Annotated in this window: 20 protein-coding genes; 7 read left to right on the forward strand and 13 right to left on the reverse strand. The window is 59.0% G+C overall.

Features of this window, described 5'->3' with window-relative positions; all coding sequences use genetic code 11:
• Positions 1-24: 24 nt before the first annotated feature.
• On the reverse strand, positions 25-249 hold the full coding sequence (locus ABG996_RS06345) for a hypothetical protein (protein ID WP_347479079.1): 225 nt from the start codon (positions 247-249) through the stop codon (positions 25-27).
• A 306-nt stretch (positions 250-555) separates the two neighbouring features.
• Here ABG996_RS06345 and ABG996_RS06350 point away from each other — a divergent pair, with 306 nt between their 5' ends.
• Entirely contained in the window at positions 556-1,695 is a 1,140-nt protein-coding gene (locus ABG996_RS06350) for a DUF389 domain-containing protein (RefSeq protein WP_347479077.1), read from the forward strand.
• A 127-nt stretch (positions 1,696-1,822) separates the two neighbouring features.
• Here ABG996_RS06350 and ABG996_RS06355 read toward each other — a convergent pair whose 3' ends face one another.
• From ABG996_RS06355 to ABG996_RS06390, 7 genes are all read right to left on the reverse strand, one after another.
• Entirely contained in the window at positions 1,823-2,272 is a 450-nt protein-coding gene (locus tag ABG996_RS06355; protein WP_347479075.1) for a hypothetical protein, read from the reverse strand.
• A 500-nt stretch (positions 2,273-2,772) separates the two neighbouring features.
• Positions 2,773-7,554, reverse strand: coding sequence for an acyl-CoA dehydratase activase-related protein (locus ABG996_RS06360; protein WP_347479074.1), 4,782 nt, complete (start codon positions 7,552-7,554; stop codon positions 2,773-2,775).
• Positions 7,555-7,566: 12 nt separating this feature from the next.
• Positions 7,567-8,277 carry a TetR/AcrR family transcriptional regulator gene (locus ABG996_RS06365; RefSeq protein WP_347479072.1) on the reverse strand — a complete coding sequence of 237 codons (711 nt, stop codon included), beginning with the start codon at positions 8,275-8,277 and terminating at the stop codon, positions 7,567-7,569.
• Positions 8,278-8,551: 274 nt separating this feature from the next.
• On the reverse strand, positions 8,552-8,677 hold the full coding sequence (locus tag ABG996_RS06370; protein WP_260699404.1) for a hypothetical protein: 126 nt from the start codon (positions 8,675-8,677) through the stop codon (positions 8,552-8,554).
• A 471-nt stretch (positions 8,678-9,148) separates the two neighbouring features.
• Positions 9,149-10,006, reverse strand: coding sequence for an HAD-IIB family hydrolase (locus ABG996_RS06375; RefSeq protein WP_347479070.1), 858 nt, complete (start codon positions 10,004-10,006; stop codon positions 9,149-9,151).
• 260 nt (positions 10,007-10,266) lie between these two features.
• On the reverse strand, positions 10,267-11,286 hold the full coding sequence (locus ABG996_RS06385) for a putative ABC transporter permease (protein WP_347479068.1): 1,020 nt from the start codon (positions 11,284-11,286) through the stop codon (positions 10,267-10,269).
• Positions 11,287-11,289: 3 nt separating this feature from the next.
• On the reverse strand, positions 11,290-11,826 hold the full coding sequence (locus tag ABG996_RS06390) for an HD domain-containing protein (RefSeq protein ID WP_347479067.1): 537 nt from the start codon (positions 11,824-11,826) through the stop codon (positions 11,290-11,292).
• Positions 11,827-12,054: 228 nt separating this feature from the next.
• On the opposite strand from ABG996_RS06390, the gene ABG996_RS06395 reads away from it, so the two are divergent.
• From ABG996_RS06395 to ABG996_RS06420, 6 genes are all read left to right on the forward strand, one after another.
• Entirely contained in the window at positions 12,055-13,836 is a 1,782-nt protein-coding gene (locus ABG996_RS06395; RefSeq protein ID WP_347479065.1) for a 1-deoxy-D-xylulose-5-phosphate synthase, read from the forward strand.
• A 651-nt stretch (positions 13,837-14,487) separates the two neighbouring features.
• Entirely contained in the window at positions 14,488-15,483 is a 996-nt protein-coding gene (locus ABG996_RS06400; protein WP_347479063.1) for a glutamate ABC transporter substrate-binding protein, read from the forward strand.
• A gap of 138 nt (positions 15,484-15,621) precedes the next feature.
• Positions 15,622-16,281 carry an amino acid ABC transporter permease gene (locus ABG996_RS06405; RefSeq protein ID WP_347479062.1) on the forward strand — a complete coding sequence of 220 codons (660 nt, stop codon included), beginning with the start codon at positions 15,622-15,624 and terminating at the stop codon, positions 16,279-16,281.
• Positions 16,278-17,111 carry an amino acid ABC transporter permease gene (locus ABG996_RS06410; RefSeq protein WP_117840241.1) on the forward strand — a complete coding sequence of 278 codons (834 nt, stop codon included), beginning with the start codon at positions 16,278-16,280 and terminating at the stop codon, positions 17,109-17,111. Before ABG996_RS06405 ends, ABG996_RS06410 begins: the two co-directional genes overlap by 4 nt.
• Before the next feature lie 36 nt (positions 17,112-17,147).
• The gene (locus ABG996_RS06415; RefSeq protein ID WP_117746439.1) at positions 17,148-17,912 is read left to right on the forward strand and encodes an amino acid ABC transporter ATP-binding protein; all 765 of its coding nucleotides are present in this window, start codon (positions 17,148-17,150) and stop codon (positions 17,910-17,912) included.
• Between the two features lie 87 nt (positions 17,913-17,999).
• Positions 18,000-18,809, forward strand: coding sequence for a gamma-glutamyl-gamma-aminobutyrate hydrolase family protein (locus ABG996_RS06420; protein ID WP_347479061.1), 810 nt, complete (start codon positions 18,000-18,002; stop codon positions 18,807-18,809).
• 109 nt (positions 18,810-18,918) lie between these two features.
• On the opposite strand, the gene ABG996_RS06425 is transcribed toward ABG996_RS06420, so the two are convergent.
• The 5 genes from ABG996_RS06425 to ABG996_RS06445 form a co-directional block, all read right to left on the reverse strand.
• The gene (locus ABG996_RS06425; protein ID WP_347479059.1) at positions 18,919-20,544 is read right to left on the reverse strand and encodes a hypothetical protein; all 1,626 of its coding nucleotides are present in this window, start codon (positions 20,542-20,544) and stop codon (positions 18,919-18,921) included.
• Positions 20,541-21,302, reverse strand: a complete 762-nt coding sequence (locus ABG996_RS06430) for an ABC transporter ATP-binding protein (protein ID WP_347479057.1) — start codon at positions 21,300-21,302, stop codon at positions 20,541-20,543. The genes ABG996_RS06425 and ABG996_RS06430 overlap by 4 nt, the downstream gene beginning before the upstream one ends.
• Positions 21,303-21,446: 144 nt before the next feature.
• On the reverse strand, positions 21,447-21,776 hold the full coding sequence (locus tag ABG996_RS06435; RefSeq protein ID WP_089572320.1) for a helix-turn-helix domain-containing protein: 330 nt from the start codon (positions 21,774-21,776) through the stop codon (positions 21,447-21,449).
• 8 nt (positions 21,777-21,784) lie between these two features.
• A complete protein-coding gene (locus ABG996_RS06440; protein WP_347479055.1) occupies positions 21,785-22,324 on the reverse strand; it encodes a hypothetical protein in 540 nt (179 codons plus the stop codon).
• A 251-nt stretch (positions 22,325-22,575) separates the two neighbouring features.
• Complete coding sequence (locus tag ABG996_RS06445; protein WP_347479053.1) at positions 22,576-22,932, reverse strand: Hpt domain-containing protein; 357 nt, start codon at positions 22,930-22,932, stop codon at positions 22,576-22,578.
• Between the last annotated feature and the right edge of the window lie 19 nt (positions 22,933-22,951).

Raw genomic sequence — 22,951 nt, forward strand, 5'->3', positions numbered from 1 at the left:
GGCCTGGCGTTAGCATGTCGCGATTCAATCTCGAAAACGGCATTGCCCAGTTGACAAAACTATAGGAACACCCCCCTGAACAGAATCGCCGTTATCGGTTGACGGTGCGGCGATTGCCGCCAGCGGCGACATGAGCGGCTGAGCGATGAGGCCCGCCGTCAAAACGGTTGCGACGGCGCGGTTGGCAACGCCCTTGACGTTGACGGCCTTGGCCCGAGGCTCAAAGTGTTGTGGACTGTAGTTTGCCATGGCTTTCTCCCTTTGACACGGATGTATCCATACGTATCAAACGGTATCTGTCGATTTTTGAATTCTGTTGCGCAACATTGGCGACCAGCGTTTTTTTGAAATTCGTGCTCCTGTGCTTCACAATTTCGTCACATTTGAAGGAGCTGGTGCATCATATTTTCGCGGGATGGAATTGAGCCTGTGATTTGCATTTGCTCCCGCGTCATCCGCCCTATCGGATTCCGCATCCAACAGACACCCCGCCCGCCACGGTGTAGAGTTAAGACAACGGGCGCGTTGCGCGGACCGCGCTGGAACGAGGTGGACATGGAACTCGACAAACAACAGATCAAGCGACTACGCGAACGCCATCACCGGCGCCACGGCATCCGCCCTGCTCATAGCGAGGCTGCCGAGCAGGCTGGTCGCTTTTTAAAGCGCGCGTTCAACATTCGCGAGGGACGCGCGCCCTATCACGTGATCCGCAAGCGTTTTGTAAACGGGGCGCGTCTGACTGGCTCTCACCTGTGTATCCTCATCATCGCCATGCTCATCGCAAGCATCGGCCTCGATATCGACTCGGACATCGCCATCGTGGGCGCCATGCTCATCTGCCCGCTTATGGGATCGGTCCTTGCCATGGCATATGGCATCGCCACGCTCGACCGCGAGATTACCGTCGAAGCCGTCGCCAGCCTTGCGCTGCAGATGGCCTTTTGCCTGGTCACGTCCACGCTGTACTTTAAGCTCTCGCCCCTTGGCACCACCACGGCCGCCATCATCGACAATTCGACACCGACTGTTTGGGACCTTGCCGTCGCGCTCGCGGGCGGCTTTGCGGGTGGCCTGGGCAACTCGCGCGACCAGGAACCCGCCACGCTCATCGCCGGCGTGGCCGTGGCGACCGCGCTCATGCCGCCCCTGTGCGCGGCGGGCTATGGCATCGCCATCGCAAGCGGGTCGCTGTTTCTCTCGGCACTCTACGAGTTTGGCATCAACGTGGTCTTTATCGCACTGGCTGCCGAAGCCGTACTGCTTCTTCTGCGCGTGCCGCTCAAGCGCGACCTGAACGGCGACGGTATTGTGACCGCTGAGGAAGACACCGAGGTCGACGAGCTGTCACGCAAAGTGCGCCGCCGCATCATCGTGGGAACGGCCATCTTTGCCATCCCCTGCATCGTTATGACGGCGGGGTCCATTGGCTCGGCGCAGACCGGCGTGCAGGACGGCTACGGTGTCACCGAAACTACGCGCGAACTTGCCGCGGTGCTGCCAGGCTTTAAGGATTACACCGTCGCCGTCGAGACCTCGGCTACCGAAGGTGACGAGGAAGGCATCGTCGAGCGCGAGATTGTCGCCCATGTGACGACAGGCGAGGCGCTTGGGGCGCACGACCGCCACGTCGCCCGCAAGCTCATAGACCTCAACGTACCCGAACTCGATCGCGTGGAGTTCGATGTGGAGTAATGCGGAGCATGGGATGGCTCCCGCGCACAGGCGCAAGTCGCGGCGAGGCTCAGACGCGACGCAGGCACATGCAAAAAGCGGGGTGCAGTTCACACCCGCGCCCCGCTCGCTTTTTTATTGCCGTGAATCAACTGTCCGAATCGACCTCGTCAGACTCCACCGTAAACGCCGGATCGGTGCTCACAAGATAAAATCGGGTCACCTTAGTATTTCTAATTAGGTAAATCTGCCCTTGATTGCGTCGGCGCGATATATATGCAACGTGAACCGTGCCGAACTCTTCGCCGTTTTCCTTCTTTAATACCAGGATATTGGGATCGTCCGTACGCTTAAACTGCCCGTCAACGCAGCTGCCGTCTTTGTCGACCAGTTGCCACCGATGGTTATCCTCTTCAAGAAAGGCCAGGGTTTCCAGACTCGTCTTGTCGTCCCGATAGTAACCGTCAATGGCAAACCCTTCGGAAGCGCACTCCTGCATATAGGACGTTTCTCGGCTTATAGCAAACAGCCCTGTAGCGCCCAGGAGCACAGTCAGGCAGACCACTGCAAGGGTTATCGAAATAGCACGGCGACCCATGTTAGCCCAACCGATAGTTGTTTAACGGAGCGTGAAACATACCTGGAACCTCCGATATTAGGGGGAACGTCGCCAGCAGGCTGGCGACAACTATATGTTTCTGATATCAAACCATATGGCTACCACTCACGGAGGGGGCATCGGCGAACGGCGTGTTTTCATACTCCATTGGTCAAACCTAAGCGCAGCGCTACAGCTCGTACTTGTACACGCGGTAGATATACTTTTCGGCTTCCATCTCGTAGGTGGCGATGGGCAGTCCATAGCGATCGTCTCGTCGTTTGGCAGATAGGTCACACTGTGCTGGCCTGCGTTGAGCGAAAAATCGCCTTGGGCCTGCAGTAACTTGTCCTCAAAGCCCGAACCGGCCCAAAAATCGGGTGAGCCCACGGAAGGCTGTAGCAAGGTCATTTGCGCAACATGTGTCCAGCAAAAACGGGTGGTAGCCGGTACGGTCACCACCCGTTTGTCTCATATCTAGCTATCTCATAGCAGGCCAGCTACTTCTTAATACCGCGCCCCAGACGCTTGGCGACCGATGCAACGGCCTCCTCGCTGGCCGGCCCGCAGCTCACACAGCCGTCGTGGGCACGCATCTGGCCGGTGACCTCGTCCATCGCGAGCGGCGCCACCTTCTCGAGCTTAAAGCCCTTACCGGCGCGCATGTTTTCCTTGGCCACGCTGATCATGAGCTTAATGCGGTTGAGCTGGTTGACCTCAGACGCGCCGGGGTCGTAGTCCACTGCGACGATGTTGCTCTCGGGATGCTGGCGGCGCAGCTCCTTGATCACGGCCTTGCCCACCACGTGGTTGGGCAGGCACGCGAAGGGCTGCGTGCAGATGATGTTTGGTGCGCCATGGTCGATCAGGTCGAGCATCTCGGCCGTGAGCAGCCAGCCCTCGCCCATGTTGTTGCACACCGACAGCACCGTGCGGGCCTTATCAGCCATGGTGCCGATGCGCTCGGGCGCCTCGAAGCGGCGGGACTTCTCGAGCATCTCCTCCACCGGCGTGCGCATCCAGTCCACGAGCTTGATGAGCGCCTGCATACCAGCGCGCGTGGTAGCGGAGCTTCCCAACTCGTCCTTCTGCAGCTCGGCGTTGCTCATGGAGTACAGGAAAAAGTCGAGCAGACCCGGCACCACGGCCTCGCAGCCCTCGCGCTCGATGACATCGACCACGTGGTTGTTGGCTGTGGGGTGGAACTTGACCAGGATCTCGCCGACCACGCCCACGCGCGGCTTGGTGCCCTCGCCCACGAGCGGCATGGTGTCGAACGCGCGGATGGCCTCGCGGCACAGCTTGGTGTAGTTGTGGCGATTGAACTTGGGCGCCAGCTTGCGGGCTCGTGCCATGTACTCCTCGTAGAGCGCGTTGGCGGCACCGGGCGTAGCCTCGTACGGGCGGCAGCGATAGAGCATCTGCATCATCACGTCGCCAAAGAGCACCGCGTAGACTGCCTGCTTAAGCAGCGCCGGCGTAATCTTAAAGCCGGGGTTGTCCTCGCCCAGCGCCACGGCCGAAAGCGAGATCACCGGGATCTCGGGGTGGCCGCTCTCGCGCAGGGCCTTGCGGATGAGTGCGATGTAGTTGGTGGCACGGCAGCCGCCGCCGGTCTGGCTGATAACCACGGCTGTCTTGGACAGGTCATATCGACCGCTCTCGATGGCCTCCATAATCTGGCCCGTTACCAGGATCGACGGATAGCAAATGTCATTGTTCACGTAGCGCAGACCGGCCTCGACGGCATCGTGGTCAGTCGAGGGCAGCAGTTCCAAGTTGTAGCCAGCACCACGGAACACCTCTTTGACTAGATCAAAGTGGATCGGCGCCATCTGCGGGCACAGGATGGTGTAGCCCTCGTCGCGCATCTGCTCGGTAAAGGGCACCTTGGGCCACGCGGTCGAAGCGCTCTCACGCTGGGCCTCGAACGTGTACTTGCGGCTTGCAAACGCAGGAGCATCCGTGGAGGGTGCCACCGGCGCGGCATCGCCCTGCTCGTAGGCCTCGCCCGCGGCCGTGGCCTCGGCCAAGCGCTCGGCCTCCTGGTCCTTAAGCGCTGCCATGAGCGAGCGGATGCGGATGCGCGCGGCACCCAAGTTGGATACCTCGTCGATCTTGAGCACGGTGTAGATCTTGCCGCTGGCCTCCAGGATCTCCTGCACCTGGTCGGTGGTCAGAGCGTCCAGGCCGCAGCCGAAAGAGTTGAGCTGAATCAGGTCCAGGTCGTTGCGCATCGTCACAAAGCGGGCGACGGCGTACAGGCGGCTGTGGTACATCCACTGGTCAACGACGCGAATCGGACGCTCGGGCTTTACCAGATGCGCGAGCGAATCCTCAGTAAAGACCGCAAAGCCAAAGCTCGAGATAAGTTCGGGCAGGGCGTGGTTGATCTCGGGGTCGTTATGGTAGGGACGGCCGGCGAGTACGATGCCGTGGCCGCCGTGGTCCTCGACCCACTTAAGGGCCTCCTCGCCCATGGTCTGGATATCCTCGTGGAAGCGCGCATCGGCCTCAAAAGCAGCGTTGACGGCAGCATCGACCTCGGAGCGCGTGATCTTGGGTCCACGCACGCGACCGCGACCGGCTTGCGCATCGGCCACGCGGTCGACGGCGAGCACCTGGTATAGACGGCGCTTGAGCTCGGTCTTATCGTGATAGGGCACAAACGGATACAGGAACTCGATGTTCTGCTCGCGGATCTCGTCGATGTTGAGTGCCAACGCCGTGGGGTAACTCATGACGATGGGGCAGTTATAGCAGTTGCCGGCGGTCGGGTCCTCCTTGCGCTCCCAGCGCACGCACGGCATCCAGATAAAGTCGACGTCGCGGTCGATAAGGTTTATCACGTGGCCGTGGCTCATCTTGGCCGGATAGCACACGCTCTCGGACGGCATGGACTCGATGCCCGCCTGGTAGGTCTTTTTGCTCGACTGGTCGGACAGCTGCACGCTAAAGCCCAGGCGCGTAAAGAACGCGTGCCAGAAGGGGTAGTTCTCGTACATGTTGAGTGCGCGCGGGATGCCGACGGTGCCGCGCGGGGCCTCGTCGGGACTCAGCGCCTCGCGGTTAAAGAGCAGCTCGTTTTTCTTTTTGAAGAGGTTGGGGGCCTCGGTCTTCTGCTTTTTGTGGCCGGCACCCTTCTCGCAGCGGTTACCGGTAATGAAGCGCCTACCGCCGCCAAAATCGTTGACGGTGAGCTGGCAGTTGTTGGAGCAACGACCGCAGCGGACATGCTTTTGCGTCACGGTGAGGTGTGCGATGTCCTCGGCAGAAAGAATGGTCGAAGTGCCGTCGGCACCAGCGCGATCGCGGGCGAGCAGGGCCGCACCATAGGCGCCCATGCAGCCGGCGATGTCGGGACGCACGGCGTGCACGCCGGTGAGCTGCTCAAACGCGCGCAGCGTGGCATCGGACATAAAGGTGCCGCCTTGGACGATCACCTGGCTGCCGATCTCCTTGGGATCGCGCAGCTTAATAACCTTGAACAGGGCGTTCTTGATGACGGAATAAGACAGACCTGCCGCGATATCGCCCACCGTGGCGCCTTCCTTTTGCGCCTGCTTGACGCGCGAGTTCATAAAGACCGTGCAGCGACTTCCCAGGTCGACCGGGGCTTTGGCATGGATGGCGGCGTTGGCGAACGCGCGCACGTCCATGTTCATAGAGACGGCGAAGCTCTCGATAAAGCTACCGCAACCCGACGAGCAGGCCTCGTTGAGCATGATGTGCTCGATGACGCCGTCCTTGACGCGCAGGCACTTCATGTCCTGGCCGCCAATGTCCAGAATGAACTCGACGCCGGGCAGGAACGCCTTGGCGCCGCGCAGGTGCGCGACGGTCTCGATCTCGCCGGAATCGGCCTTGAGGGCCTCAATGAGCAGCGCCTCGCCGTAGCCCGTGGTGGTCACGTGGCCGATGGTGCAGCCGGCGGGGATATGGTTGTAGAAATCGGCCATGATGACCTTGGCCGTGCCCAGGATGTCGCCGTTGTTGTTGCCGTACCAGGTGTGCAACAGCTGGCCGTCCTCGCCCACGAGCGCGGCCTTCATGGTCGTGGAACCGGCGTCGATGCCGATGAACACGCGGCCGGTGTAGCCGTCGAGCTTGCCCTTGGGGACGACCTCGGTGTCGTGGCGGTTCTTGAACTCAGCAAAGTCCTCATCGGTGGCAAAGAGCGGATCCAGGCGCTCGACCTCGGCACCCTGCGTGTCGCCCAGGCTGTCGATGGCATCGATGAGCTGCGGGAACGTGCTGAGCTTGTTGGACTCGTGCGCCATGGCGGCGCCGCTCGCCACAAACAGGTGAGCGTTTTGGGGCACGATACGGTGCTCCTCGTCCAGGCTGAGCGTGAGGTAGAAGCGGTGGCGCAGCTCGGAGAGATACTGCAGCGGGCCGCCCAGGAAGGCGACGTTGCCGCGGATGGGACGGCCGCACGCCAGGCCCGAGATGGTCTGGGTCACGACAGCCTGGAAGATGGAGGCGGCCACGTCCTCGGGGCGGGCGCCCTCGTTGAGCAGCGGCTGGACGTCGGTCTTGGCAAAAACGCCGCAGCGGCTGGCGATGGGATAGATGGTGGTGGCGTTGGCCGCGAGTTCGTTAAGGCCGCTAGCGTCGGTGTGCAGCAGAGTGGCCATCTGGTCGATGAACGCGCCCGTGCCGCCGGCGCAGGTGCCGTTCATGCGCTGCTCGATGCCGTTGTCGAAGTAGATGATTTTGGCGTCCTCGCCGCCCAGCTCGATGGCAACATCGGTGGCCGGGATGAGGGTCTCGACGGCACGCTTGCTGGCGATGACCTCCTGGACAAACTCCAGGTCGAGCCACTGGGACAGCAGCAGGCCGCCCGAGCCGGTAATGGCGCAGGTCATCTGGGCCGTCGGCAGCACGGTCGCAGCGCCCTCGAACAAGTCGCGGGCGCAAGCGCGGACGTCGGTGTGGTGACGCTGGTACTTGGCGTAGACGATCTGGTTATCGTCGTTGAGCACGGCGAGCTTGACGGTGGTGGAGCCCACGTCAATGCCCAGGTGCAGGTTGCCGCGAGCGTTCTCGGGGTTGAAAATTGCGCCTTCGGGGGCGTGGGCGGCGGCTACGGGCTCAGCGGCAGTGACGGGCTCGCTAGCGACGGACGTCTCCCCTGCCGCATTCTTGGCCTCGGCAACCGCCTCGGCAACTTTCTCGGCAGCCGCGGTCGCGGCCTTCTGCGCGGCGTCCACCACGGCGGGCGCGGCCTCGCGTGCGGCAGCGACCATGCGGTCCTTGATGCCCTCGACGAGTTTGCTCATCTGTCTCTCCTCTTAGTTGTTGGACTCGACGGTTGCGACGGTGTCGGCCGCATCCTCGAGCTGCAGGTTCAATAGCTTCAAGCCGTATTCCGGCACGTTGATATCGATGGGTTGGCCATATAAGTCGCCGGGACGCACAAAAGCGATAACCGTCATAATACGCGCCATGGCCTCGGGCGATTCGGTGAGCCCACGCTCAAACCAGCGCTGAATCAGGCCGACCTCGGCACTCACGACGTAGGTGACGTAGTAGTCAAAGAACGTGCCCAGCGCCAGGCCCAAAATGCCCGTCTGCGCACGCGGCACCACAGCCTCACGCGCGGTGTCGATGATCCGCTTAATGAAGGCCTGGTCGCCGCCCGGACCCAGCAGCGCACCGATTAAGTCGCGGTTGGCCGCAAGGTAGCGCAGCAACTCAACCGAACCAGGCGCCGGCTCGAGCTCATCGATGTTGTGATAGAGATCGGGCAGCTGAGCTGCGGTGATGAGCTCAATGCGCTCACGGATCTCGGCCAGTAAGCCGTCCTCGATTTGATTGATAAAGTCGGGGATATCACGGTAGTGCGAATAGAACGTGCGGCGCGTAAGACCGGCACGCTCGGTGAGCGACGCGACGTTAATGCGCGAAAGGTCGCCGCTCTCCGCAAGTTCGCTGGCAAGCGCCTGGCGAAGGGCGCGCTGCGAGCGAAGGGACCGGCGATCGCATTTCTCGAGCTGGGACAAACGTCCTCCTTGTTACTCAGCCTGTGCGCTATTGCACAGTGCGAGTATTATTGCACACCGTGTGCATCAACACGTAAAGGCAATATTTGGAATGTGACAAATGGCAGTCCCTTTGTCACATTCAGCGACCGCCTAGGTTGTGCCAGTTGTGCCTGGCTTTTGGAGCGGCATTGCCGATTGTTCAAAATGTCATTCGTGGGTAGAATAGTGTCGACGGCAGCCCAAGTTCTGGAAAGCTGGGCAGCGCCGTTGCTTGGATTAAGGGGTCAACGCCTTAGCGGCGGCGACCCCTTTTACGTTGCTTCGAACGTTGCTTGAGTGCCTCGGAAAGCCCGACGAGCGCCGTGGAGAACGAGACCAAAGCGGTCAGAAGTCTCACGAAATCAATCAGATCGGTCATGGGCATCACCTCCCATCAGATGGAGGGCGTTGCCCGGCACATGGAACTGCCGCCAACAGTATCAATTCTATCAAAGCGCAGTTAGATATGCGAATGTTTGTTCGCATTTCAGAAGATCGGAACTCGGGTATGGCGAAGGAACAGTTCCTTTGCCATACCCGAGCTTGTCGCCGAACTGCTACCTACATTTTTCGAGTTATTCGGCCACGCTGCTGGTTCTGCATAAATGCACCACCGGGATTATCTGAGAGTTTTTGTCCTTATTTGAGCGCATACATGCCCATTTGCGCACTTACGTCACCGAATCAAACACCGTTAGAGGTATGAATGTTCCTGCGAGGGCATCTTTAGCCATTTAACGACCTCCGACAGGCCGAATAACTCGAAATTTGTTGGTGGCGAAAGCGTAACAGTCCTATACGCCAAAAGCCGGCATCTCCCATGTGACAAAGGGACTATCCCTTTGCCACATTATTCGATGACGGTGCGGGGGTTTTGCTTGCGCATGGTGGCGAGCATATGCTTGGGAACGGCGTGGACCATGCAACTGCCGATGGTCACGCTCGCGGCGGCCTTGGCCGCGTCACTGCCGTTTTTGGTCGCGTAGCTGTGACGGAAACGCTTGAGCATGGCGATATCGTTGCCGCCGTCGCCGTAGACCGCGACCTCGTCCTCGGCAATACCGTAGTAGCCCGCCAGCCACGCCACGCTCTCGCCCTTGTTGCACGCCACGTCCGTGATCTCGAACATCACCGGATCGAACGGCGCGTTGACCACGCGGTCCGATCGCTTAGCCAAATATGCCTTAAGGTCGCGCTCCAGCTCGGGCGAGGTCACGCGGCAGTTGATTTTGCACACGTCATGACGCAGGATGTCACCGATCGACTGGTCGAAATACTGTTCCTCGTGATACCCGCCACGTGCACGCATGCCGCGCATCACGATGCGCTTGATAGGACTGTCCTTTTTAAAGCCCGCCTGGTGCATCTCGAACGAACCGCTCGAGAACATGCCGTCGGGCGTGGAGCAGTCGAAGCAAATGTCCGGGAACGCTTTGAGCAGCTCCTCGGTAACCTGCGGGTCGATGGTCCAGGTCTTGAGCACCTCACCATGGCTGTCGCGCACGATGGATCCGTTGGAGCAGCAGGCGTCGAGTGCCAGACCTGTGAAGCCATGCTCGCCGATCGGCAGCGTCGAGCGTCCGGTCGCGGGAACCACATGCAGCCCGGCTTCGGTCAGCTCGCGAATGGCGCGGCGGATGGTTCCGTCGGCCTCGTGTAGGGCATTCAGCAGCGTTCCGTCTAAGTCACTCGCAAACATCTTGATCATGGGCATGCCTCTCCTTCGTCTGCACGATATTGTAGACGAGAACGGGCGCATCCCAAGAGAGGCACGCCCGTCAGGCGAAAGATTGTCCTACACCGCGGCGGGGCCGTGTTCGCCGGTACGGATGCGGATGACCTCCTCGACCGGCTCGACCCAAATCTTGCCGTCTCCAACAGTGCCGCAATCTTGGAAACGGCGCGGCAACGGACGCGAAACGAACGGGAAATGCGCGAGCAAGGGAGCCGTGAGCGTGCCCGTCCCGGCTAGCGGCGGAACAGCTCGCGGGCACGGTCACGGAGGTCGGTAGCTCGGATGACGCCCTCGTAGCGGTTGATGCGCAAGCGCGGGAAGGCATTGAAGAAGCGCAGGTCGCGTCGGCTGAGCGACACGCTTGGCACCGGACGGCTCATGCGCTTGCCGGCAAGGTGACGACTGAGCGACGGACGCGGCATGTTCGGCGCGGCATCGGCCACGCGGCGGGCGGCAAGCGCCAGGCCGCGAGCACCATCCGCGATAAACGTCGGCATCGAAGCCTTCTCGCGCAGGGCATCGAGCGCGGCGTCACCTAGCTCGGCCAGCCACGCGTTAACGGCACGGCTACGGATGTGCGTCTGTGCCACCGAGTCAATCGTAGAATCGGGAATACGTTCGAGCATTGAGTCCGAGGCATCGGCAAGCGACTCATTGATGCGGTCGGCAAGGTCGGCCCGGACGCGCTCCAGCTGATCAGACAGACGCCGCCAGCTCGCCAACGAGCACACCGCGTCGACCATCATCGCGACCGCGACGATAAAGGCGGACAGCCGCACAATCAGCACCGGCAGATGGCCAAGCAGCCCCAGCAATGCCGGCTCCACTAAACGGCAAATACACAACGCACCCAAGCCAAACGCGCAAGCCCAGTACAGACAGATGCGTCCGTGCAAGTTAAACGGCAGGTGCGAGTAATCCCAAAAGCGAGCGCCCGTTGTTTTTTCCAACAGCACGCCTACGCTGTACTCAATCACGCTGCATACGAGCGCTGCAGCGACAAACTGGCTCGAGGCATCCGGAATCCCACGCAACAGCAGCCAGCAGGCAATGCCGCCCGCGCCATAGATGGGGCAGCACGGCCCAAGCAAAAAGCCACTGTTGGCAAATCGTCCGTGATTGAGCATGGCGCATACTGTCGACTCCCATGCCCAACCGCAAAACCCGTAAAAGGCAAACGAGAGCACCAGTGCCGAGAGTGGGCAGGCGGCAAGCGTCGCGCCGCCAAACGCCATATCAATCGCGGTCCCCACCGTCTACCCTCTCCTCTTTTCGCTCGATTCGCCACTCACGTCATCGTCCGCCTCGTCCTTGCGCCGCAGACGACCGGCGACCGTCTCGCGCAGAGCGCACCATTTATCTGCCAGGCATACAATCCAAGCCTCACGACACGTCGGCGGCACTGGCACCAGCGGAAACATATGCCGCACGATAATATTCCGTTCGCGCGGCGTCAGCTCAAAATCTTCCTCCGCACGTGCCAGGGCAAAAAACGGGTGGCGAAAGCCATGCAGCCGATGGCTTGGGTCGGGATCGTGCCAGTCATAGAGAAAGTAATCGTGCAGCAGGGCCCCGCGCAACAACGAAGCACGGTCGACCGAAATGCCGGCACGGCCCAAGCGCTCGGCAAAGGACAGGCTCGCCCGCGCTACCGAAGTCACATGTGCATAGACCGTCACGTCGCCATGCTGGATAAACTCGTGCGTCAGGTCCAAGCGGCCCGCCTGGGCCAGCTGGCGGGCGGCATAGTCGACCTCGTGCGCGATTTTCTCGCCACGAACGGTATCGGACATGCTGCCTCCTTCCAGCGACTCACGGCGACAAGCCACGGCCTGTGCACAATCGATAAAAACATCATGGAACATATCAGTATGGCATCGGACAAAACGTTTTGCCCCACCAGTTGGCGAATTACCGCGCCGCCGTCACATATCAAACGCCAAAATGTGCGAGACTGTCTTGTGCAATTGTGCCGGCCGAGGGAGTGCCGGCGCACGATTCGCATGGAGTAACCCACAACGATGCTGCTTACGCAAACGACAACGCCCGAGGACGTCAAGGCTCTTAATCGCGACGAGCTCCCGCAGCTCTGCGACGAGATTCGCCACGCCATCCTCGAAAGCTCCGCCGCCGTCGGCGGGCACGTTGCCCCCAACCTGGGCGTCGTTGAACTTACGGTTGCGCTTCATCGCGTGTTTAACTCCCCCATCGACAAGATTGTCTTTGACGTTTCGCACCAGACCTACGCCCACAAGGCGCTGACGGGGCGCGCGTACACCTATATCGATCCGGAGCGTTATGGTGAGGCTTCTGGGTTTGCCAATCCCGACGAGTCCGAGCACGACCTGTTCGCCATGGGCCATACCTCCACGTCGGTGAGCCTGGGCTGCGGCCTGGCGCACGCTCGTGACCTGGCGGGCGATGCGTACAGCGTCATTACCGTTATTGGCGACGGCTCGCTTTCGGGCGGCCTGGCGTTTGAGGGCTTTAACAATGCCGCCGAGCTCGATAGCAACCTGATCATCATCGTCAACGATAACGACCAGTCCATCGCCGAAAACCACGGTGGCCTCTATCGCAATTTGGCCGAGCTGCGCGCCAGCAACGGCACCTGTGAGCGCAACGTTTTCCGCGCGATAGGGCTCGACTACCGCTATCTGGACGCCGGTAACGATGTGTTGGCCCTCGTCGACGCGCTGCAGGAACTACACAATATCGATCATCCCATCGTGCTGCACGTCTCCACCGCCAAGGGCAAGGGCTTTGAGCCAGCCCAGAGCGACCCCGAGCGCTGGCACCATGTGGGTCCGTTTGATATGGCGACTGGCCGCAAGCTCTGCCCGGGCCATCCGAGCGAGCCCGCACCGCGCACCTATGCCGACATTACGGGCGAGGCACTCAGTGCCGCCATCGAGCGCGATCCGCAGGTCGTTGGCATCACGGCCGCCACGCCCTACATCATGGGCTTTACACCCGAGCTTCGCGCTGCCGCTGGCAAACAGTTCGTCGATGTGGGCATTGCCGAAGAGCACGCCGTGACCTTTGCCACCGCGCTTGCGCGCTCGGGCGCTAAGCCGGTCTTTGGCGTGTACGGTACGTTCCTGCAGCGCGCCTACGACGAACTGTGGCACGACCTGTGCCTCAACGACGCCCCCGCAACCATCCTAGTGTTTGGCGCGTCGATCTTTGGCACCACGTCCGAGACGCACCTTTCGTTCTTTGATATTTCCATGCTGGGCGGTCTTCCCAACATGCACTACTTGGCGCCGGCCTGCATGGAGGAATATCTGTCCATGCTGAACTGGTCGCTCGATCACCGCGAGCATCCCGTGGCGATCCGCGTACCGGGCATCGGCCTGGTAAGCCGCCCCGACTTGGCGCCCGCCGAGGGCGACGATTACGGCGTCGCGCGCTACAACGTCGTGCGCCAGGGCCGCGACGTTGCCGTGCTCGCGCTTGGCGATTTCTTTGAGCTGGGCGAGCGCGTGGCAAATCGCTTGGCTGCCGAGTACGGCATCGAGGCCACGCTCGTCAACCCGCGCTTTGCAACCGAGCTCGACCGCGAGTTCCTCGACAGCCTTGCCGCCGAGCACCGCGTTGTCGTCACCCTCGAGGACGGCATCTTGGACGGTGGCTGGGGCGAGCGCGTGGCATGTTATCTGGCATGCACGCCGTTGCGCACGCGCACCTTCGGCATCGCCAAGGGCTTCCCCGACCGCTACGACCCCAACGAGCTGCTCGCTCAGAACGGCATGACGGTCGAGAATATGGCTGCCGAAGCCGTACGCTTGCTGAACGAGTAAGAAAACCTCCGCAAGGAAAGCACCCCTGCGGAGGTTTTTATTTTCGCGACGCGATTATCTTAACCTGTAACATCTATGGCCCGAATTTCCGTCTAACTGTTACAGATCGAGATAAGACATCTTAGTCCCAGACCTTTGTCTCAATCTGTAACAGATAGGGACCTTTTGGCCGTCCAGATGTTACAGATTGAGACATTCGAATTCCCCTGAAGAGAAAATCTCGATCTGTAACAGGTAGAACCCATTTCCTCGTCTAACTGTTACAGATTGAGACAAAGCAGCGAGACAGGCCACCACATCTGCAAGAACCACCACAAAGGCGCCCGTCCCCTTTGTGGTGGTTTTAAGTCATGGTCGGCGCGAAAAACGAATAACCGTTCATACGCGATCTCCTTACTTATATATGCGTCACGTTGCCGCCATTATAGCGACCGCCGCGAGCGACCACGCCGTCCGCAAAACGCTATCTCAGCTGTAATAATCGACGTTTGCCCAGATAAAACCTGCCAAAATAAACCTGTCCCTTTTTGGTAGGTAGAATTACCCATAAGGTAAGTATGTTTCTGAGTTATTTCGTGTTGACCCATTTGAGCGCGATAGGGTATAACTCTACTCAACCGCTAGGGATTTTATTGAGAAAGGTGTTCTACCATGAGCAAGAACCTCTCCCAGCAGGTCGTTCTCGACCGCCGCGGCTTCGTTGCCGCCACCTTCGCAACCGTCGCCGGCCTTGGTCTTGCCGGCTGCTCTGACACCAGCGCCGAGGCCGACAAGGGTTCCGCCGCCGGTTCCTCCAAGAGCTCCGAGGATACCGTGGTTTCCGCCACGCTCGATGCCAAGGCATTCGACAAGCTCGTCAACGACGGCCCCAAGGCCGATGACGACACCATCGCCGCCAGCACCTGGGCGACGGCCGTCAAGGACGCCGGCGTCTTTAAGATCGGTGGCGTTCAGACCTCCACGCTCTTCTCCCTCCTCAACGAGAAAGACGGTCAGACCCGCGGCTTCGATGCCGGTATCGCACAACTCCTGTCCAACTACATTCTGGGCGAGAACAAGGTCGAGATCACCCAGGTGACCTCGGACACGCGCGAGTCGGTCCTGCAGAACGGCCAGGTCGACGCTGTCTTTGCCACCTACACCATCACCGACGAGCGCAAGAAGCTTGTCTCCTTTGCCGGTCCCTATTACTACACGCAGCAGGCCATCCTGGTGCTTGCCGATAACGACGACATCAAGAGCGTCGACGACCTGGCCGACAAGAACGTCGCCGTCCAGTCCGGCTCCAACGGCCCCGCCATCCTGGAGGAGTTCGCCCCCAAGGCCAGCCAGCAGGAGTTCAAGACCGACGAGGAGGCCCGCCAGGCACTCCAGCAGGGCCGCGTTGACGCCTACGTCATCGATAACAACATGCAGCAGAGCGCCCTGGTCCGCGAGCCCGGTAAGTACAAGATCGCCGGCAAGCCCTTCGGCAGCAAGGAGCCCTATGGCATCGGTCTGCCGCTCGATTCCGACGGCGTCGCCTTTGTCAACGACTTCCTTAAGAAGATCGAGGACGACGGCACCTGGACCGAGCTGTGGCAGATCTGCATTGGCGACCGCACGGGCGACACCAATGTTCCCGAGCTGCCCGAGATCGGTGCCTAGGCAGCGAACCTGGTAACGACCGCAACGAAACCATGTGGAAACGCATGATGCGCTTTATTGCGGTAAACTGTTTCCTCACTGAGTTGTCGGGGCTTCCGTACACACGGGAGCCCCTTTCCTTATCGGCGGGAGGTCCGCATGAGTCTCTCCGAGCTCTGGTCGCTCTATGGCCAGAACTATATCGACGCGCTGCTCGCAACCTGGGGCATGACGCTTGAGTCGTTTGCCATCGCCATGGTGCTGGCCGTCGCCGTCACCGTGATGCGCGTGTCGCTGCTCAAGCCGCTGCGCGTCTTTGGCGACCTGTATGTCCAGGTCTTCCGTAACATCCCCGGCATCGCGCTGCTCATCATCGTCGTCTATGCGCTGCCGCCGCTCAAGGTCGTCCTGCCCTACCGCACCTGCGTTATCGTCGCCACGGTCCTTTTGGGCTCGGCCTTTGGCTCCGAGAACTTTATGAGCGGCATCAACACCGTCGGCGTCGGCCAGGTGGAAGCCGCACGTTCGCTCGGCATGAGCTTCAGCCGCATCCTCGCCAAGATCGTGATTCCGCAGGCGCTGCGCTCGAGCGTACTGCCCATGACCAACCTCTTTATCGCCGTCATGCTCACCACTGCGCTCGGCAGTCAGGTGCCGCTTAAACCGCAGGAGCTCACCGGCGTGGTGAGCTACATCAACACGCGCTCGCTCGGCGGCGTCGCCGCGTTCTTTATCTCGGCGCTCGGCTACCTGGGCACGGCCTTTGTGGTAAGCCACATTGGCAACTATATCGATAAGAAGGTGAGGATCCTCCGATGAGCAAGCATTCCTCCCCTGCGCTCACCATGCGCGATGCGCTCTACGAGGCTCCCGGCCCCAAGATGCGCGCCAAGATTCGCATCGGCACCGCCATCTCGCTTGTTGCCGTCGCCGCGCTCGTCGTCCTCGTGTTGCAGCGCTTTTATGTGACCGGCCAGCTTTCGGTCCACTATTGGTATTTCTTTACGCACCTCACCACCTGGAAGTTCCTGCTTGCCGGCTTTGAGGGCACCGTTAAAGTCGCACTCACCGCTGGCGCCATCGCGCTGGTGCTGGGCTTAGCCCTTATGCTCGGCCGCACCAGCGACATTAAGCCGCTGCAGCTGGTCTGCCGCGTGCTCACCGATTTCTTCCGCGGCGTGCCGAGCCTGCTGTTCATCTACTTCTTCTTTTTGGTGCTGCCCCAGTACAAAATTGCGCTGCCGTCGTTTTGGATGCTCACGCTTCCCGTCGCGCTCGCTGCAGCTGGCGTACTCGCCGAGATCTTTCGCGCCGGCGTCAACGCCGTACCGCGCGGCCAGGTCGAAGCCGCCCAGGCACTCGGTCTCTCCAAGGCTAAAATCACCTTTAAAATCGTGTTGCCGCAGGCGATTCGGTTTATTATTCCGTCGTTGATTTCGCAGCTCGTGGTCGTAGTCAAAGACACCACCGTCGCCTATGTGGTGAGCTACCCCGACCTCATGCAAAATGCCCGCGTGCTCATCACCAACTACGACGCCCTCGTATCGGTCTACCTGGTGATCGCAGTCATCTACATCCTCATCAACGTCGCGATCAACAAGGCCGCCGTCTACGTTTCGCACAAGACCGGCGCGACCATCATCCGCTAACGCTTTACCATTTCTAGTCATAAGGAGCCGAGCACCATGGCACAGAGCACCTCTTCCACCGGCAATCAGCCGCTGATCGAGCTCAGACACGTCGATAAGCACTATGGCGATCTACACGTCCTCAACGACATCAATCTCTCGGTCGACCGCGGCGAGGTCGTCGTTGTGATCGGTCCCTCGGGCTCGGGCAAGTCGACCATGTGCCGTACCATCAACCGCCTGGAAACCATCGACTCGGGCGAGATCCTCATCGAGGGCGAGCCCCTGCCGCAAGAAGGCAAGGATCTTGCCCGCATGCGCGCTGAGCTGGGCATGGTGTTCCAACAGTTCAACCTGTTTGCGCATATGACTGTACTGCAGAACGTCATGCTGGGGCCGGTCGACGTGTTGGGCGTGTCCAAGGAGGAGGCTCGTGAGCGCGCCATGGACCTGCTGAGCCGCGTAGGCGTTGCCGAGCAGGCCGATAAGGTGCCCGCACAGCTCTCGGGCGGCCAGCAGCAGCGCGTGGCCATCGCCCGCTCGCTTGCCATGCAACCCAAGGCCATGCTCTTTGACGAGCCCACAAGCGCCCTTGACCCCGAGATGATCAACGAGGTGCTCGAGGTCATGGTCCGTCTGGCCCAGCAGGGCATGACGATGATCGTCATCACGCACGAGATGAACTTTGCCCGCCGCGTGGCCGACCGCGTCGTGTTTATGGCCGACGGCCAGATCGTAGAAACCGGCACGCCCGACGAGTTCTTCGACCACCCCCAGACCAAGCGCGCCCAGGACTTCCTCAACTCCATCAAGGGCCACTAACCCAATTGCCACGCGGGCAAATTCATCAGTAACGTTTGCCCCGCGCCACCCCTGTGCCATGTCCACCCGGATTCGAAAGCCGTAACCATGATCGGAACCCGCACCTCATCGTCCTACACCCCGTATGTCGACGTCGCCCCCGCCGACCGTCCGCTCATCCTCGTCGCGCCGCGCTGGGAAGAGGCAAAGCCGTTTTTGAGCGAGACGCTCTCCCCCAACGAGGAAATCGCAAGTGTCTTTGTCGATGCCATCCTTGCCGCCGGCGGCCTGCCGCTGCAGATGTCCATCACCGAGGACATTGAGGTCATCCGTCATTACGTCGATATCGCCGACGGCGTCGCCATTCCCGGCGGCCCCGATGTCAATCCCAAACGTTGGGGCGATGATCGACCCTACGACCCCACCCTCTGCTGCGAAATCCGCGATAGCTTTGAGTTTAAGCTGGTCGACGAGGTACTCCGCGCTAAAAAGCCGCTCTTTACCACCTGCCGCGGCACGCAGCTGCTCAACGTCGCCACCGGCGGCACCCTGTGCATGGACGTGCCGAGCCTGGGCGCGCGCGAGGGTCGCACGCAGTGGCGCCACACCCACGTGCTCAACGACCCCGTGCACCCTGTCGAGGTCATGCCGGGCTCGCTGCTGGAGCGCGCGGTTGGCGGGCACAGGCTAATCCAGACCAACTCCGCACACCACTGCTGCGTCGACCGTCTGGGTAAAAGCACGCGCTTGGTCGCCAAAGCAACCGACGGCGTTCCCGAGTGCATCGAAGTCGAAGGCCAGCCGTTCTGCCTGGGCGTACAATGGCACCCTGAGTACACGTGGAAGACGCTCGAGACCGACTTTAACCTGTGGAAGTCGTTTGTCGAGGCTGCTGCCAAGGTAAAGCAGACCCGCTAGTTCGCGAATCACACAGGCTTAAACCTTCCATGCCAGTGGGGCGGACACCAGCCACGGTGCCCGCCCCACTGTATTTGGTATGCTCGGTATGGTTATCCCTCACAAACAATCAAAGAAATCTCGACCGCAATCGGTCTACGGTAAAGCAAATGGTAAAAACGCTTGCTACGTTAATTAGGCAGTCAATTAGAATCGAAATGCATTGACTATTCCCCAACGGGGTCACGCCACAAATCCACATGAGCATCGAGGACGGAAGCGGAAGCATGGAATTGGCCCCGAGCTGTATATAGATCGCTACAACGTTGACAAGCAGCAGCATACCAATCGGGCCGAAGCCGGACCCAAAATAGGAAATAGCGATCACGCAAGAGACCACGTATGCAAGGCAGACGACACTCGCCAGAAGAAGTCGATAGCAAAAAAAATTTAGGTTGAAATACTGCTGAGCATCCAAAACGATTACGCAGTTAAGACAGTACAAAACGACACTCGATAGGATAAACGCGCCCAAAAGGGCAAAAGAAGACAGCACCACTCGTGCAACGATAGCGCACACACGCTTCCCTCCCCGAGCCTCCGACAACCCCCACGGTTCCCCAATAAAGCCCGAACTGACAAAGCGCGGCACAATGCAAGCCGCGATGAACGGAAAAAACAATGTATGAGCCAACGGGGCTACGTTGAACAGCAGACCGCGGAAAACCTCTGCATTACCAAATAGAAGGACATCCTCTGCCGATAGCCGAAGTGTCGGGTCTGGGAAAAAGCCCAAGAAACTGTTCTCACGGAGGCTACAGAACCACATCGGGAAAGAATTTAGCTGCAATACCACCATGCACGCATAAATTACCAGGATTAAGGCGTACGTCCATTTGCTCACATGCCTCAATTCTGAATGAAGGAATCTTCTAGTCTGACGAGCCATTGACACACCCCCAGCACGAAAGCTCACGAGAGCGTAAATCAATACCGATAGACAGCTGGCTGCCGTGCCATATCCCAGAAGCGTCAGCTGCCCCATATCGCTATACCCAAGGGCACATCCGACTCCAAGGTACGGCCCCGGAAGAAAGAAGATCCACCGCAAGGACGGTATGGGCGTCTGAAGGTAAGTTCCGTAGAGCGTCAAGCTCATGACAAATCCGATTATTACCACAGCCCCGCTAAATACGGCGCTGCCTGTAATCCGATAGATGGTCGTCGTCTCCAACGCAACCGATATCACCAATACAGCGTTGACTATCATTGCAGGCAAAAACGCAGTTAGCATATCGTGCGAGAGGTTATGCCCTCCACGTATTATGGCTATTGCAAAAAGAAGAAGGCAAAGCGCACTATATGCTACGCCAATTATTAAAGCAAACGAAAGCACATGTGCTAGGACCCCATTAAAGCGGGTAAGACCTCTTGCTGAAGAAATTCGGTGTCCCTCTTCATAGCCGCGCTCCTGTAAATTCGCCAGGCAAACGATGAGCGGAACGAACAGGGAGGTGCCGGCAAAAGCACTGCGCACAAGGGACTCATCGGGTGCAGAAGGATCGATTACATTCCAGCAGAAACCAATATCCTCCCCAAAAACGCTATTGCCAAAGGCGAGCAACGTTGTTCCGTTTTTTAGAAAGACACCGAAAAGAAGGCCGAACGCCAGCATAAGCGTAAGACCAAACTTCGCCGGAAACATCCTGTGCAAACGCATCATATCTGCCTTTATGGGATGGATCGCCCGCTTCATAGCGAGACCGCCTTCATCAAGCGCCTGTAATACTCTTTTAGGGACGATGCCTCATCCCTTATGATGTCCATCGGTTCCTTTTTCAGCAGTTCGCCGTCATGGATAAACACGCAACTTGTTGCAACTGATGCCAACTCATCCAAATCATGGCTAGAGATGAGCATGGTCTTACCCTGTTCTCGATTCAATCGACCGATAAGGGCCCATATACTCTCGATGCCCAGCGGGTCCAACCCGTTTGCTGGCTCATCAAAAATAAGCAGATCAGTGTCACCCAACAAAGCTGTAGCTATATCCAGCCGCCGTTTCATTCCCAGAGAAAAACTGCTCACGCTCTTTTTCTCTACGACGTCCAGCCCGACTAGGCTCAAAACGCGAGGAATCTCACGATTCGCATCAAGCCCCCATTCCAAACATCGGATTTGGAGATTCTCAACCGCACTGAGGGATTGGTATGCTCCGCTGGAATCTGGCACATAGCCGACACGCGTCCGCATCAGGCCAAGCTCTCTTTTTGATTTGCCTCCAAAGAGCTCCACGCTCCCCGAAGATGGCTCGCAGAGGCCCAGCACTATTTTAATAAGCGTGCTTTTACCCGCCCCGTTTGCACCAACAAGGGCACAGAGCTCAGACTGATGCACCTCGAAGGAAACGTCATGCAAAACGCGCCGTTTCCCGTAGCGTTTTGAAACTTTTGATAGCTTTATCGCTGATGCGTCCATTGGACCCCCGTTCTGCTTGATAGAAAAACCGCTCATATCGTTCCTTCTTTCCTTTATCGTTTTCCATGGTTGTTATTGTTTTTCGATAACTCATATTTGTCAAGATAGTCTAAAAGAAGGGACCCGTGTTAGACACGGGTCCCTTCACGCTGATACTTCGTTTTAGCTGTTCGTCTTATGCTACTCGTCGCTCAAATCGACAGCAAAGACTGATGTCGGAAGCGACGCCTCGTTGCCTCCGCCATCCCGCATCTGTCTCACGACATTTTTTGCGCGCTCGACAATAAGCTCCTCAAGCTCTTTCTCGCTCACGCGCTGAATAATATCTCCCGGTTGACAATCAAGCTCATCACAGATATCAAGAAGCGTCTTTAGGCGAATAGCTTTTATCTTTCCGTTTCTAAGCTTTGAAATATTAGCCGGAGTATGCCCCGTCGCCCGAATCAGATCAGCGCTGGTCTTTCCGGTCTTAAGCAGCTGCGTCTCAAGCTCGATGATGAGATAGCTCATGTTTCCTCCTACACAAGCTCGTCAGACTGCTCTTGGAGCAGCGAGGCATAACTCCAGATCGCCGAGATAAACAAACAGACAACTGCGCCGATAAACGACCCTGTATCAAAGGTAGCGCCTTGGCAAATCTCAATAACGAAGGAATGAGGCACGATGTAAAGCTCCAGCCCACCAATGGCGAGATTGACCGATCCATAGGCACCAACAAGCGAAACCGCGGCGTTAACAGCAAAGGCCAGCGCGAGAACACGGATAAGCCGCACATGCGTCTTGGTAAAGGGCGAGACGCCTCGCGAGATGTTACGGCTGATCCCGCACAGAACGACAAGCGAAATACCCACGACGAGTGCCAGGCACAGTCCGCTTGGGATAACGATGCACCCGCCATCGAGAAGTGTCACGACACCGAAAGCATCGACAGAAGCAACGTTTGCAACCGCATACCAGATCACGTAAACAACCAGCGCGGCAAAAGCGACGAGCATCCCTGCAAAAACGGCTGCCATGCAAAAACCAAGCTTCCTGATTTTTTCGCCCGCCTTGGCCATACGCTGAACGCTGTTGGACATACACTCACCCTCATCGACTCTATCGTTATTCGAACAGTTTATCGAACAACGATATGGATTGCATGCGGAAAGCCCCGACAGTGTGCATAGGCAATTCACTAATCAGAAGGGGTGAGCGTGGATTTTTGGACACGTATCGAACGAGAATGGATAATCTCCCACCTTGAGGCCGCCACCGGGCCTAAAAGGGGAGATTATCCACTCTCATAGTCATCAAAGCACGCAAGCTCTTATTCAGCCGCTTCGCGCAGGGCCGACATCGTTGTCGCATATTGCTGCTGCAACGCATGCATTCCCTCGCGAGCGCCGTCAACGGCATCGGCACCGCGCAGCGCTTCGGTCACCACGATCGCCGGCTCGTACAGATTATCGAATCCCAAGTTCTGGCTCACGCCCTTGAGCGTGTGCGCTGCCATAAACGCACCTTCGGCGTCTCCTGCCGCCATGGCGGCCTCCAGCTTGTCCATGCTCTCGTCATCCAAAAACTTGAGGGCAAAGCGGGCAAGCATTTCCTCGCCCATCAGCCGAGCGCACGCGTCATCATAATTAGCGCCGATCTTCTCATACGCCTCACGCATGGAAATCATGGATTAAAAACTCCTTTGT

This window comes from Collinsella aerofaciens (assembly GCF_039836695.1).
Taxonomy (GTDB): domain Bacteria; phylum Actinomycetota; class Coriobacteriia; order Coriobacteriales; family Coriobacteriaceae; genus Collinsella; species Collinsella aerofaciens_BD.